Here is a 14806-nt window from a genome sequence, read left to right as displayed (position 1 = left end):
AACGGTTGTGGGATATATCTGAGTGGGCGCCATCCTGTGGGAGGGGGCAAGCCCCCTCCCACATTGGCATCTCCAATGCCATTTTTACTTGGGATAGAGCGGCGGCAGGCTGGTGGTGTCCAGCGCCGGGTCCTGCTCGCGCTCGACCACGGGGATGGCTTTGATCGCCCGCCACAGGTCTTCGCCCAGCCAATACTGTCCGCTCTCGCTGTACAGCGCGCCATTGAGCCCGTCCAGCGCATCCGATAACGGCACGAAACGCGCCGCCATGTCGGCCAGGGTTTCCGGTTGCTGGCGCGCCCAGGCATCGAGGGCCTGGCGGGTGGCCTGGGGGTCGTTGGCCTGGGTGGCGCGCTTGAGGTCGTCGAGCAGGGTGCGCGGGCTGGGGCCGGTTTGCGCGGCGCGTTGCACGGCGGGCTGGCGGCGGGCGCGCCACCACAGGCCGAAACCCAGCAAGGTGGTGCAGGCCAGCAGCACGGTGCTCAGTTGCCACAGCCACAGGCGTTCGTCATCCGGCGCGGTGATGACGGTGGGCATGGCGGGGGTGTCCACCACCAGGCTCGGGTTGATCGCCACTTGCAGGGTACGGGCCGGCAGGGTGGTGCGTTCAAGGTGGTCTTCGTGGGTGTTCCACCACACCACCTCCACGGCGGGCAGTTCCAGCGCACCGGCACGGGTGGGCACCAGGGCTTCGCGGTCTTCACGGCTGCCGATCAGGCCGCGGTCGCGGGTCTCGTTGCCCAGTACCGGTTGATCCGGGTAGCGCCGCAGGCCGTTGACCTCGGTGCTGGGCAACGCCGGCAGTTGCGCGCTGGACAGGCCCTCGACCTTGACCGTGAGGCTGCGCGTCAGCGAGTCACCGACCTGCACATGCTCGGGCACCGGGTTCCAGGCTTCGTCCAGGCTCAGGCTGCGCGCCGGCAGCCACGGCGCGTCGGCGGGGTAGAACTCGGGCTTGGGCTTGACCGTCAGCGCAAGGGGCGCGGAGCTGGCGTGGATCAGCTTGCCCGGCTTGGTGCCCTGCAGGGTGTTCTCCTGCGGCGGGCGCGACTCCACCAACGTGGCGCTGAACGTCTGCGCCGCAATCGCCAACGGCCCGCTGCGCTGCGGGTAAATCGCATAGCGGGTTTCGATCACGCCATGGCGAATGCTGTTGATGACTTTTTCATAGGTGCGCGACTCGCCCAGTTGCTCGACGCGTGCATCGGGGATTTGCAGGGGCGTGAGGCTGCTGTCGTCATACAGCGACACCGAGTGATACACGCGGACTGTCAACAGGGCCTGGGCCTGCACGTAGACGCTGGTCTGGTCGAGGCTGGCTTCGACAAACACCGGCGCCAGCTCGGCGCTGGTGTTCTGGCTGGCGGTTTCCACTACCTGCAGGGTGATCGGCTGGGTCTTGAGCTCGCCCACCTGCAGCGGCGGGATCACCACCGTGCCGTTTTCCCTGGGCAGCAGGGTGATGATCCAGCGCGTGGTCGCGTGGTTATCGCCGCCCAGGGTGGTGAGCTGGTTGATCTGGCGCGTGCCGCTGACTTCGAACTGCGCATCCAGGGGCGACAGGTCGGGTTTGCCGAACTGGGTTACGTCGCTGGATTCCACCGTCAGTTCCACCGTTTCCCCGGAATTGAGGCGACTGCGGTCGACGCTGGCGACCAGGTTCGCCGCCTGGACGTGGCCTGCCGACAAGGCGAGCAGGAGCAGAAGGGTGGTGCGGCGGCTCATCGAGTCTTGTCCTGATGCTGTTGCTGTTCGTACCAGAATTTGCGCCGCAGCAGCTCACCGGGGTTGTCCGGGATCTGCTGCAGCCATTGCTCCAGCGCCTGGCGGTGTTCGCCGTCAAGGCTGGCATCGGTTGGGCGCAGCGGCGGCGTGGTGGTGTGCTCGTCGCCCAGTTCGCTGCCTGGCACTTCGTTACTGCCGGTGGGCGGCGCAGTAGCCGTGTCGGTAGCGCCATTGCCGGTCTGGCCCTGGCCTTGAGTGGATTGCTCGCCACCCTTGGCAGTTTGCCCGTCGGCGCCCGGTTGCGCAGTTTGGCCGGGTTGGGTGGTTTCGTCATCCTGGTTTTTTTCGGGTTGATCGGGCTCGGGCTGCGCTTGTTGCTGCAGCAGGCTTTCCACCAGCGCCTTGTTTTGCAAGGCCGGTTGCAGATCGGGCTGGGCTTCCAGCGCCTGTTCGTAGGCGTCGACTGCGGCTTCCAGCGCACCGGATCTGGCCAGGGCGTTACCCCGATTGTAGTGGGCGTAGGCATTGTCGGCGCTGGCAAAACGCTTGATGGCCTCGGCATAGTTACCCGCTTCGTACAGGGCCACGCCTTGCCATTGCGGGTCCTGGAAGCGTTCGGCGGCCTCGGCGGGGCGTTTTTGCTTCAGCAGGGACTGGCCCTGCTGGTCGGGGCGCAGCCACAGGTCCTCGAATTGGAAGGCGTAGCTGGGCTGCGGTGCGGCCATCAATAGCAGCGGCAGGCAAAACAGCCAGCCGCGCCGTCCCGCGCAGGCGGCCAACAGCAGCAGCGGCAGGAGCAGCCAGTAACCCTGGTCGGCCCAGGTGTCCAGGCGCAACAGTTGGCCGTCGTCGCGCAGGGTTTGGGGTGGGTCGAGTACGCCCAGTTGCCGCAGGTCTTTGTCGTCCAGGCGCGCCGCTCGGTAGCGTCCGCCCATTTCGCTGGCGAACGCCTTGAGGGTCGGGCTGTCCAGACGCGGGATCAGAATCGCGCCCTGTTCGTCCTTGAGAAATTCGCCACTTTCCTGGGTGACCGGCGTGCCTTCACGGCTGCCGATACCGAGGATCGACAGGCTCGGCGCCTGGTTACCTTGTAGCAGCAGCCGAATCCCCTGGCGCTCCTGCTTGGACAGCGACGAGCCGATCAGCAGCAGGCGCCCCTGGCCGAGGCCGCCGTGCTTGAGCAGGGCCAGCGCTTTGTCCACGGCGAGGTCGGCGCGGTGGCCGGGCTCGGGCATGATCGAGGGGCGCAACGCTTCAAGCAGGTTACGGCTGGTGGCCAGGTCATCGGACAGCGGCACCAGGGTGTGGGCGCTGCCGGCATACACGACGATGGCGGTTTGCGCATCCGTGCGCGCTTGCAACAGGTCGTACAGCTTGCGCCGCGCCTGCTCGAGTCGATTGGGCGGGCTGTCGGTGGCGAGCATTTCGGGGGTGAGTTCCAGCAGTACGACCAGCGGGTCGGAAGGCTTCTGACTCAGTTGTTCAACCCGTTGCCAACTGGGGCCCAGCAGCGCCAGCACTGCCAGCAGCCAGGCGATGCCCAGCACGACCCAGGGGGATTTGCTTTCGCGACCGTTGCCGCCACTGAGCAGCACGGCGTGGAAGGCCGGCGGCAGGATGATCTGCCAGCGGCCCGCGCGTTTTTGCCGGTGCCACAGTTGCCACAGCAACCCGCCGAGCAGCGGCAGCAGCAACAGCCACCAGGGGCGCAGCCAGTGCGGCCACAAGGCGATCATCGACGCCTCCGCAAGCGCAGGCGCTTGAGGCGCTGGCGCCATTCTGGGCTCTGTGGCAGGAACATGCCCTTGCTCGACAGTTTGTCGTACAGACGCTGCAAGGCGTTGTTCGGCCAGCGCTCCTGCACCACCAGCAACAGGCTCAGCAGCAAGGCCAGGGCCAAAGGGCCGCTGTACAGCGCGTGAGCAGGGCGGGCCCGGGTGGGTTGCTGTTCGACCGGCTCAAGGGTATCGAGGGTGGCCTTGACCTGTTCCAGCTCCTTGCCATCACGGGCGCGAAAATACTGGCCGCCGGTCGCCTCGGCGATTGCCTTGAGCGCCGGTTCGTCGAGGTCCAGGCTCGGGTTCACGCCAAGAATGCCCAGGGAACCGGTTTGCTCGGGGTCGGCGCCGATGCCGATCGGATAGATCTTCACGCCTTCTTCAGCGGCCAGGCGCGCGGCGGTGAGCGGGTCGATTTGCCCGGCGTTATTGGCGCCGTCGGTCACCAGGATCAGCACGCGGCTTTGCGCCGGGCGCTGACGCAAGCGTTTCAAGGCCAGGCCGATGGCGTCGCCGATCGCAGTGTTCTTGCCGGCAATGCCGATGCGCGCTTCATCCAGCCAGGTGCGCACGGTGCGCCGGTCGAAGGTCAGTGGCGCCTGCAGGTAGGCTTGGCTGCCGAACAGGATCAGGCCCACGCGGTCGCCCTCACGCGCTTCAAGAAAGTCTCCGAGCAGGTGCTTGACCAGGGCCAGGCGGCTGACGTCCTCGTCCTGCCAGTGCATGTCGGGAAAGTCCATGGAACCGGAGACATCCACGGCGACCAGCAAGTCGCGGCCACTGGCGGCAATCGGCAGCGGCTCGCCGAGCCATTCCGGGCGTGCGGCGGCGGTCAAGAGCAGCAGCCACAGCACCACGAAGGGTGCCTGCTGGCGCCAGCCCGGCAGATTGATCCGGGCGCGGCGCCGGGCCAGGCTTTCGAGGTCGGTGAGGTAGCTGACTTTCAAGGCTGGTTCGCCGCTGTCGGCCACCGGCAGGATGAGGCGCATCAGCCACGGCAACGGCAACAGGACGAAGATCCACGGCCAGGCGAACTCAAACATGTTTGCGAATCCAGGTGTCGACGGCTTGGGTCAGGCCGGCGATGGCCTTGTCGTCGAGTTTGCATTCGGGCTTGTAGGCGCCTTCGACCAGCACCATCCAGCGCGTGAGGCCGGCGGCGGGGCAACGGTTGTCCAGGAACGCCAGCCATTTGCGGCCGTTGAGGGTGTGGCTTTGGCTGTAGGGGTAGTCGTTGCGGCACAGGCGCTTGAGCAAGCCATTGAGTTGTTGCAGCCAGGCACCGGCGGGCGCGCCGTCATAGGGTTTGGGCATCAGCGCAAGCTCGGCCAGGGCCGCGATGCGCAGCGGGTCCAGTGGTTGTTCGGCGCGGGCCACGGGCTGGCGGGCGGGCAGCCAGCGCCGCAGCCGCCAGACGCCCCAACCGAGCAACGGGATCACCAGCAACAGCAGCCACCAGCCCGGCGCAGGCGGCCAGAAGCCGATGGTCGGCGGGGCGATCAGCGGTTGCAGTTGGTCGAGGCTGCTCATTGTTTTTTGACCGGGCGTTGCGGGTTGAGGTATTCGCGCAGTTGCTCGACCATTTCACTCTGGGTGCTCAATGGCATCAATAAAACCCGTAGCTTCTGCGCGAGCAATTCCCAGCGGGCGATGCGCGCTTCGGCCTGGGCCTTGTAGGCCTTGCGCAAATCGACATTCAGCGTATCCAGTTCCAGTTGCGCGCCTCGTTGCGCAAAGCGCAGCAACCCGGCGGCGGGCAGGGCATGGTCCAGCGGGTCGGAGATGGGCAACAGCAGCAGGTCGCAATGGCGCGACAGCAGGCTCAGCTGTTGCTCGGCGCCTTCGGTGAGCGCCCGTTCATCACAGATCACAATGCCCAGGCTGCCTGGGCGCAGCACTTCGCGGCCACGGCGCAGGGCCATGCCCAGCGCATCGGCTTCAGGAAGGCTTTCGGTAGTGAGGCTCTGGTTGACCCGCACCAGGCGGTTAAGCAGTTGCAGCAGGCTCTGCTTGCTGCGCCGGGGTTTGATTTCGTAGTGCTCGCTGTCGCCGAACACCAGGCCGCCCACGCGGTCGTTATGCCCCAGCGCCGCCCAGCCGATCAGGCTGGCGGCTTGTGCGGCGAGCACCGACTTGAACATCTGCCCCGAGCCGAAAAACAGCCGGCAGCTTTGCTCGACCATGATGAAGATCGGCCGTTCGCGCTCTTCGTGGAACAGTTTGGTGTGGGGCTCCTGGGTACGCGCCGTCACGCGCCAGTCAATGGTGCGCACGTCGTCCCCGGCCTGATACACGCGCACCTGGTCAAAATCCACACCGCGCCCGCGCAGCTTGGAGTGATGCAGGCCGATCAACGGGCTGCGCTGGCCGGGCGTGGAAAACAATTGCACTTCACGCACGCGATGGCGCATCTCGATCAGCTCACTGAGCGTGACGTGGATACCGGCGCTCGCGTTCATCGACTTCAAGCGACGGCAACGACGTCAAGGATGCGTTGCACCACGCGGTCCTGGTCCACGCCGGCGGCTTCGGCTTCGAACGACAGGATGATGCGGTGGCGCAACACGTCGAACAGCACCGCCTGGATATCTTCGGGGCTGACGAAGTCGCGACCGGCCAGCCAGGCATGGGCCCGCGCGCAGCGGTCCAGGGCGATGGAGCCGCGCGGGCTGGCGCCATAGGCAATCCACTCGGCCATCTCCGCGTCGAACTTGGCCGGGGTACGCGTGGCCATGACCAGTTGCACCAGGTATTCCTCCACCGCATCGGCCATGTACAGGCCGAGGATTTCCTTGCGCGCGGCGAAGATTGCCTGCTGGCTGACGCGGCGCTCGGGCTTGGTTTCGCCGTTGAGCGCTTCGCCACGCGCCTGTTGCAGGATGCGCCGTTCGACGGCGGCATCCGGGAAGCCGATCTTGACGTGCATCAGGAAACGGTCGAGCTGAGCCTCCGGCAGGGGGTAGGTGCCTTCCTGCTCGATGGGGTTTTGCGTGGCCATGACCAGAAACAGCGGCGACAGCTCGTAGGTGCTGCGGCCCACGCTGACCTGGCGCTCGGCCATGGCTTCGAGCAACGCCGACTGGACCTTGGCCGGCGCACGGTTGATTTCGTCCGCCAGCACCAGGTTGTGAAAGATCGGGCCTTGCTGGAACACGAAGCTGCCGGTTTCCGGACGATAGATTTCGGTGCCGGTGATGTCGGCAGGCAACAGGTCGGGGGTGAACTGGATACGATGGAACTGCGCTTCGATGCCTTCAGCCAGCTCTTTGATGGCCTTGGTCTTGGCCAGGCCGGGTGCGCCTTCGACCAGCATATGGCCGTCGGCGAGCAGGGCGATCAGCAGGCGATCGATGAGTTTTTCCTGGCCGAGAATCTGCGTAGAAAGAAAGGTTCGCAGCGCTAGCAGCGCTTCACGATGTTCCATCGATGACGGTTCCTGGAAAGGGAAGGCGGCGGCCAGGAATGCGCCGCCGCCGGGTGCGTTACTTTAATCTATTGGAGGGGGGCACGACTAACGGCGCGGGGTATTTTTTGGAAAATAGCTGAAACAGACACTCAGGCACCTCCTGGCGGTACTGAGGCGCATGCGACCCCCGTAAACCAGGGCTTGCCATGGTCTGCCGAGTTCAGATCCGGGCGCTGGTTGAAGCTATAGAAGTTCTGTTTGTACACCTTGTCCGCGTATACCACGCGTTCACCGTATGTGACGTAGGTCTTGTGGGGGTCCCAGGTCGCAATGTCGGTGCAGCCGCCACTGTCCGGCGGCGCCTGGATGGTGATGGTGTCAGTGAGTGTCAGGCGATGCAGGCCATCGTAGACTTCAACGGAAATGGGCATCGAGGTGTCCTTGTCCACTGTCGGGGCGCGCAGCAACAGCGTTGCCTCGGTGCCGGTCGCCGGGGTGAATCCGGTTGCGCTCCACTGGTAACTCAGAGGTTTTTCCGTGGGCGATTCGGCATAGACATGCACGCTGAAGGTCTCTGCGGACTTCGCTGTTTCGGGGGCCGCCAGGCGTGCGGTTGGAGGTCGATCGGCGTGGTCAGCGAGCATTTTCTTGATGGCGGCGCCCAGATCGGGTTGCACCCCGATGGTCGTGCGGTTGCCATCGGAGGGTGGGTGCCCGGTCGCCACAAGGATATGGCGCAGCTCCTTGGGCGAGATATTGCCCAGCTTCTGCGCCCGTGCCACACCTTGCAATGACGCGACAGCACCGGCAATGATTGGGTTGGCCGATGAGGTGCCGCTGTAGGCATGGGTATAGGCGCTCGTTGGATTGGCCCGGTTCCAGGTGGTGGTGGTGACACTGTCGCCCCAACTGAACAGGTCGACACGGCTGCCATATTGCGAAAAGTAGGATCTCAGGCCGGTATTTGAATTGACCGCCCCGGCAAAAATGCTGCCGGAGTCAAAGATATTGCGGTTGTAACGGCCTCGGAAGTAAGGGTGGTCCAGGTCGATATTGCCATTGGCGGCAGCCAGTACCACATGCACACCCTTTTCCTCGGTCAGATAGGCAATCGTGTCTCTTACCAAGTCATTTGCTTCAAGCGGCATATAACAGTTGCTTGTGCATACGTCGGGCGCAAAGGCGTCGTCCGCATACAGGTAGTGCACGCCCAGTTGCATGACATCGCCGTCTTGGAGTCTCGCTGCCATTTCTGCCAACCGTGCAACGCCCCATTGCAAGTAACCCAACTGCGCATGGGGGACCAGGCCGGTCGTGCCGAACGCGTTTTCCCTGGAAGCGATCACCCCCGCACTGGCGCTATCGTGGGCGCCTACCGGGGCTGGATTGATGGGGTCGTAGAGTTCTGTGTAGGGAGGCGGCAGGTCCACATGCTCGTAGGACCAGTGGTCAAGCTCCGTAGAGATAACCCGCATGCCTTGACCTTTGCCGCCCAGGGTTTGCCAGGCTTGCACGGCGTTGACCCCGCCAATCCTGTAGGGGGCGACCGGACGTTCCCCCTGCAGATAATATTGCCGTCCCGTGTAATCGGGTATGTCCTTATCGTTGTCGAGTGCGACGGGAGAGCCGTTATCGCCCTGCATGCCATCGACGATGGGCTCGAATTCTGCCATTTCAACATGAGGATCCTGTCTGATCCGTGACGCCAGCTGTTGCGCCTGCTCTGGGGTTCTGTCGCGGGTGTCGATGAGGTAATAGCGGTCCAGCCGATGCCGTTGAAGCGCCTGCAGACTTTCCTTCGTGCGCATCTGCGAGGGGGGGATGACGGGTCTCAGGCCGGGGGCCAGTTTCTTGAGGTCGCTTAATGGCCCCGCGCCCGTGGCCGTCTCATCCTGCACGTGAGGCGCGTCACTTTTCATCAAGACGATCAATTGCGTGTAGCCGCCAGTGGCTGCGTTCGTCAGCGCCGGCAACGCTGCAACCAGCAGCAACGCAGCGCTCATACAGTGAGTCTTTGGCTTCATGTAGGCACCAGTGAGTGAGTATCGAAGCTTGAGCTAAGACTCAAAACCGGCGACTGCCTACTGTTGGAACTGACAGTCTTGACCAGCGGTCGGGGGGGCGCTTGCCGTCAGAGCCGGGTGTAGGTGCCGGTGCCCCTGAGGATGTTCTGCAAGGTTTCTTCCACTTCGGCCATGTCCGCCGCCGTGGTGGCGTGCGTAATCTGCAACTGGTCCTTGCCCCCCAGCGCATCGGCATCGCCCGCGGCGAGTTCGACCAGCAGGGTCGTGGCGCTCAGGGTGACTTTCAGCCCGGCCAGCGTCGACGGCTCGTAATCCCAGGTCAACTCCACGTCGTCTTCATCCGGGTAACGGCTCAGCATGAACATCTCGCCGTTCTTGCCGTGGCAGCAGAGCATGGCCATGTTGTCTTCTTCGTCGTCGCACGGGGTGGCCATCAAGGCGTCGGTTTTCAGCTGCAGCATGGGGAATCCTGTGTGGGGGAGGGGCGTTGCACCGGGTGATTGTGCCATTGCGGCGAATTTTATGCTGCGCGATGTGTCAGAACGATGTGGCAGATCAGGGCATGACCTGGCGAGCGGTATCGGTCATTTCCGGTACTCGCGGGCCTCAAAGCAGCCGGTTTTTTATCCGGAAAAACCCGGTTGCCCAAGTTGCAACCCCGCACTTGCTTGCCGATGACCGAATATGTCGCAGCACCGCAAGCAGCGCGCTTCCCACAGTCGTTAAGCTGCGCAACGGATGTGCTCCGTGCCAGGCGCCTGACCTGCCCGTCGTACCGTCACCCGGCAAGGTGTGCATCCGGTGGAAGTTGTATGTGACCTGACTGTCTTGTCCAGCTTCACCCACCTGTCACTCTGAATCGTTTATCGTGACTGACGAACAGAGCTGACGGTCTCCCCGCAGGGGGATAACACGCGACGCTTCCATCAATAACAAGCCCAAGCGGAGTACCACAGATGGCGTTCTTCACCGCAGCCAGCAAGGCCGACTTCCAGCACCAACTGCAAGCGGCACTGGCGCAGCACATCAGTGAACAGGCACTGCCACAAGTGGCGCTGTTCGCTGAGCAATTTTTCGGCATCATTTCCCTGGACGAACTGACCCAGCGTCGCCTTTCCGACCTGGCCGGTTGCACCCTGTCTGCCTGGCGCCTGCTTGAGCGCTTCGATCACACCCAACCGCAAGTGCGGGTCTACAACCCCGATTACGAACGTCATGGCTGGCAGTCGACCCACACCGCGGTCGAAGTGCTGCACCATGACCTGCCATTCCTGGTCGACTCGGTGCGTACCGAGCTCAACCGCCGTGGCTACAGCATCCACACCCTGCAAACCACCGTGCTCAGCGTGCGCCGTGGCAGCAAGGGCGAACTGCTGGAAGTGCTGCCCAAGGGCACCCAGGGCGAAGGCATCCTGCAAGAATCGCTGATGTACCTGGAAATCGACCGCTGCGCCAACGCCGCCGAGCTGAACGTGCTGAGCAAAGAGCTTGAGCAGGTGCTGGGCGAAGTGCGCGTGGCCGTGGCCGATTTCGAGCCGATGAAAGCCAAGGTCCAGGACCTGCTGGCCGGTATCGACGCCAGCGCGTTCGTGATCGACGGCGAAGAAAAAGCCGAGATCAAGAATTTCCTCGAGTGGCTGGTGGGCAACCACTTCACGTTCCTGGGCTACGAAGAGTTCGTGGTACGTGACGAGGCGGACGGCGGTCATATCGAATATGACGCCAGCTCCTTCCTCGGTCTGACCAAGTTGCTGCGCGCCGGCCTCACCGCCGAAGACCTGCGCATCGAAGACTACGCCGTAGCCTATCTGCGCGAACCGACCGTGCTGTCGTTCGCCAAGGCTGCCCACCCGAGCCGCGTACACCGCCCGGCTTATCCGGACTATGTGTCGATCCGCGAAATCAGCGCCGACGGCAAGGTCATCAAGGAACACCGCTTCATGGGCCTGTACACCTCCTCGGTGTACGGCGAAAGCGTGCGGGTGATTCCTTACATCCGCCGCAAGGTCGCGGAAATCGAGCGCCGCTCGGGCTTCCAGGCCAAGGCGCACCTGGGCAAGGAGCTTGCCCAGGTGGTTGAAGTACTGCCCCGTGACGACCTGTTCCAGACCCCGGTCGATGAGCTGTTCAGCACGGTAATGTCGATCGTGCAGATCCAGGAACGCAACAAGATCCGCGTGTTCCTGCGCAAAGACCCCTATGGCCGTTTCTGCTATTGCCTGGCCTACGTGCCGCGCGACATCTATTCCACCGAAGTGCGCCAGAAAATCCAGCAAGTGCTGATGGATCGCCTGAAAGCCTCGGACTGCGAATTCTGGACCTTCTTCTCCGAGTCCGTGCTGGCCCGAGTGCAACTGATTCTGCGGGTCGACCCCAAGAACCGCCTGGACATCGACCCGCTGCAACTGGAAAAGGAAGTGGTGCAGGCCTGCCGCAGCTGGCAGGACGACTACGCCAGCCTGGTGGTGGAAAGCTTCGGCGAAGCCCACGGCACCAACGTGCTGGCGGATTTCCCGAAAGGCTTCCCGGCCGGCTACCGCGAGCGTTTCGCCGCGCATTCGGCCGTGGTCGACATGCAGCACCTCAACAGCCTCACCGAAGCCAACCCGCTGGTGATGAGCTTCTATCAGCCGCTGGGCCAGGTCTCCGGCCAGCGTGAGCTGCATTGCAAGCTCTACCACGCCGACACCCCGCTGGCGCTGTCCGACGTGCTGCCGATCCTGGAGAACTTGGGCCTGCGCGTGCTGGGTGAGTTCCCGTACCGCCTGCGCCATGCCAATGGCCGCGAGTTCTGGATCCATGATTTCGCGTTCATCGCCGCCGAAGGCGTGAACCTGGATATCTCGCAGCTCAACGACACCCTGCAGGACGCGTTCGTGCATATCGTCCACGGCGATGCCGAAAACGATGCGTTCAACCGCCTGGTACTCACCGCCGGCCTGCCTTGGCGTGACGTGGCGCTGCTGCGCGCTTATGCCCGCTACCTCAAGCAGATCCGCCTGGGCTTCGACCTGGGCTACATCGCCAGCACCCTGAACAACCACACCGACATCGCCCGCGAGCTGACCCGGTTGTTCAAGACCCGCTTCTACCTGGCGCGCAAGCTCACCGCCGACGACCTGGAAGACAAGCAGCAACGCCTGGAACAAGCGATCCTCACCGCCCTGGACGACGTCCAGGTGCTCAACGAAGACCGCATCCTGCGCCGCTACCTGGACCTGATCAAGGCGACCCTGCGTACCAACTTCTACCAGACCGACGCCAACGGCCAGAACAAGTCGTACTTCAGCTTCAAGTTCAACCCGCATGCGATCCCCGAGCTGCCCAAGCCGGTGCCGAAGTTCGAGATCTTCGTCTACTCGCCCCGCGTCGAAGGCGTGCACCTGCGCTTTGGCAACGTGGCCCGTGGCGGCCTGCGCTGGTCCGACCGTGAAGAAGACTTCCGTACCGAAGTATTGGGCCTGGTAAAAGCCCAGCAGGTGAAGAACTCGGTGATCGTGCCGGTGGGCGCCAAGGGCGGCTTCCTGCCGCGTCGCCTGCCATTGGGCGGCAGCCGTGACGAGATCGCGGCCGAGGGCATCGCCTGCTACCGCATCTTCATTTCCGGCCTGTTGGACATTACCGACAACCTGAAGGACGGCGCGCTGGTGCCGCCGGCCAACGTCGTGCGTCATGACAACGATGACCCGTACCTGGTGGTGGCAGCGGACAAGGGCACTGCGACCTTCTCCGACATCGCCAACGGCATCGCCATCGACTATGGCTTCTGGCTGGGCGATGCGTTCGCCTCCGGTGGTTCTGCCGGTTACGATCACAAGAAAATGGGCATCACCGCCAAGGGCGCGTGGGTCGGTGTGCAGCGTCACTTCCGTGAGCGCGGCATCAATGTGCAGGAAGACAGCATCACCGTGGTCGGCGTCGGCGATATGGCCGGTGACGTGTTCGGTAACGGCTTGCTCATGTCCGACAAGCTGCAACTGGTCGCGGCCTTCAACCATTTGCACATCTTCATCGACCCGAACCCGAACCCGGCCACCAGCTTCGTCGAGCGCCAGCGTCTGTTCGAGCTGCCGCGTTCGGCGTGGACCGACTACGACACCAGCATCATGTCCGAAGGCGGCGGGATCTTCTCGCGCAGTGCCAAGAGCATTGCCATCTCGGCGCAGATGAAAGAACGCTTCGACATCCAGGCCGACAAGCTGACCCCGACCGAACTGCTCAACGCCTTGCTCAAGGCGCCGGTGGACCTGTTGTGGAACGGCGGTATCGGTACCTACGTCAAGGCCAGCACCGAGAGCCATGCCGATGTGGGCGACAAGGCCAACGACGCACTGCGCGTCAACGGCAACGAGCTGCGCTGCAAAGTGGTGGGCGAGGGCGGTAACCTGGGCATGACCCAACTGGGTCGTGTGGAGTTCGGCCTCAATGGCGGCGGTTCCAACACCGACTTTATCGACAACGCCGGCGGCGTGGACTGTTCCGACCACGAAGTGAACATCAAGATCCTGCTCAACGAAGTGGTGCAGGCCGGTGACATGACCGACAAGCAACGCAACCAGTTGCTGGCGAGCATGACCGACGAAGTCGGCAACCTGGTGTTGGGCAACAACTACAAGCAGACCCAGGCCCTGTCCCTGGCCGCGCGCAAGGCTTACGAGCGCGCCGCCGAGTACAAGCGCCTGATGAGCGACCTGGAAGGCCGTGGCAAGCTGGACCGCGCCATCGAGTACCTGCCGACCGAGGAGCAACTGGTCGAGCGCGCCTCGACTGGCAAGGGCCTGACGCGTCCGGAGCTGTCGGTGTTGATCTCCTACAGCAAGATCGACCTCAAGGAAGCGCTGCTCAAGTCCCAGGTACCGGATGACGAGTACCTGACCCGCGACATGGAGACCGCGTTCCCGCCGAGCCTGGTGGCCAAGTTCTCCGAGGCCATGCGTCGTCACCGCCTCAAGCGCGAAATTGTCAGCACCCAGATCGCCAACGACCTGGTCAACCACATGGGCATCACCTTCGTGCAGCGGCTCAAGGAGTCGACCGGCATGAGCCCGGCGAACGTGGCCGGCGCCTACGTGATTGTGCGTGACATCTTCCATCTCCCGCACTGGTTCCGTCAGATCGAAGCCCTGGACCACCAGGTTTCGGCGGACGTGCAACTGGAGCTGATGGACGAGCTGATGCGCCTGGGCCGTCGCGCCACGCGCTGGTTCCTGCGCAGCCGTCGCAACGAGCAGGACGCCGGGCGTGACACCGCGCATTTCGGTCCGCACCTGGCGGCGCTGGGTCTCAAGCTCGACGAACTGCTGGAAGGTCCGACCCGTGAAGGCTGGCAGAACCGCTACCAGGCCTACACCCAGGCCGGCGTACCGGAGTTGTTGGCACGCATGGTTGCAGGCACGAACCACCTGTACACCCTGCTGCCGATCATCGAAGCTGCCGACGTGACCGGGCATGACGCCGCCGAAGTGGCCAAGGCCTACTTCGCCGTCGGCAGCGCCCTGGACCTGCCGTGGTACCTGCAGCAGATCAGTGACCTGCCGGTGGCCAACAATTGGCAGGCCCAGGCCCGCGAAGCCTTCCGCGATGACGTGGACTGGCAGCAACGGGCGATCACCATTTCGGTCCTGCAAATGGCTGATGCGCCACAAGACATGGAAGCCCGCGTGGCCCTGTGGCTTGAGCAGCACCAGGACATGGCGGATCGCTGGCGTGCGATGATGGTGGAAATCCGTGCTGCGGTCGGCACGGACTACGCCATGTACGCGGTGGCCAATCGTGAGTTGCTGGACCTGGCGTTGAGCGGCCAGTCGGTGTTGCAGTCGGCGTGATCAAGCGCTGAAACAAAAGCCCCCGTAGCGTGAGCTGCGGGGGCTTTT

General features: G+C 63.8%; 9 protein-coding genes. 1 reads left to right on the top strand and 8 read right to left on the bottom strand.

Features of this window, described 5'->3' with window-relative positions:
- Positions 1-84: 84 nt before the first annotated feature.
- The 8 genes from PspCFBP13528_RS16920 to PspCFBP13528_RS16885 all read right to left on the bottom strand — a co-directional run bounded on the left by PspCFBP13528_RS16920 (position 85) and on the right by PspCFBP13528_RS16885 (position 9394).
- Positions 85-1725 carry a BatD family protein gene (locus tag PspCFBP13528_RS16920; protein ID WP_137200798.1) on the bottom strand — a complete coding sequence of 547 codons (1641 nt, stop codon included), beginning with the start codon at positions 1723-1725 and terminating at the stop codon, positions 85-87.
- Entirely contained in the window at positions 1722-3461 is a 1740-nt protein-coding gene (locus PspCFBP13528_RS16915) for a tetratricopeptide repeat protein (protein WP_065952366.1), read from the bottom strand. The genes PspCFBP13528_RS16920 and PspCFBP13528_RS16915 overlap by 4 nt, the downstream gene beginning before the upstream one ends.
- Entirely contained in the window at positions 3458-4546 is a 1089-nt protein-coding gene (locus PspCFBP13528_RS16910; RefSeq protein ID WP_137200796.1) for a VWA domain-containing protein, read from the bottom strand. Before PspCFBP13528_RS16910 ends, PspCFBP13528_RS16915 begins: the two co-directional genes overlap by 4 nt.
- The gene (locus tag PspCFBP13528_RS16905; RefSeq protein WP_101221194.1) at positions 4539-5033 is read right to left on the bottom strand and encodes a DUF4381 domain-containing protein; all 495 of its coding nucleotides are present in this window, start codon (positions 5031-5033) and stop codon (positions 4539-4541) included. The genes PspCFBP13528_RS16910 and PspCFBP13528_RS16905 overlap by 8 nt, the downstream gene beginning before the upstream one ends.
- A complete protein-coding gene (locus tag PspCFBP13528_RS16900) occupies positions 5030-5962 on the bottom strand; it encodes a DUF58 domain-containing protein (protein WP_065952369.1) in 933 nt (310 codons plus the stop codon). Before PspCFBP13528_RS16900 ends, PspCFBP13528_RS16905 begins: the two co-directional genes overlap by 4 nt.
- Positions 5963-5967: 5 nt before the next feature.
- Positions 5968-6927: a MoxR family ATPase gene (locus PspCFBP13528_RS16895; protein WP_046068397.1), complete on the bottom strand. Its 960-nt coding sequence runs from the start codon at positions 6925-6927 to the stop codon at positions 5968-5970.
- Between the two features lie 131 nt (positions 6928-7058).
- On the bottom strand, positions 7059-8912 hold the full coding sequence (locus PspCFBP13528_RS16890; RefSeq protein ID WP_161594766.1) for a S8 family serine peptidase: 1854 nt from the start codon (positions 8910-8912) through the stop codon (positions 7059-7061).
- Positions 8913-9040: 128 nt separating this feature from the next.
- The gene (locus tag PspCFBP13528_RS16885) at positions 9041-9394 is read right to left on the bottom strand and encodes a hypothetical protein (RefSeq protein ID WP_065952371.1); all 354 of its coding nucleotides are present in this window, start codon (positions 9392-9394) and stop codon (positions 9041-9043) included.
- 495 nt (positions 9395-9889) lie between these two features.
- On the opposite strand from PspCFBP13528_RS16885, the gene PspCFBP13528_RS16880 reads away from it, so the two are divergent.
- A complete protein-coding gene (locus PspCFBP13528_RS16880; RefSeq protein ID WP_065952372.1) occupies positions 9890-14758 on the top strand; it encodes an NAD-glutamate dehydrogenase in 4869 nt (1622 codons plus the stop codon).
- Positions 14759-14806: the final 48 nt, after the last annotated feature.

The sequence above is a fragment of the Pseudomonas sp. CFBP13528 genome, assembly GCF_005233615.1.
GTDB lineage: Bacteria > Pseudomonadota > Gammaproteobacteria > Pseudomonadales > Pseudomonadaceae > Aquipseudomonas > Aquipseudomonas fluorescens_AM.
Note: the sequence above shows the minus strand (reverse complement) of the source record. Positions and strands in the feature narration are given on the sequence as shown.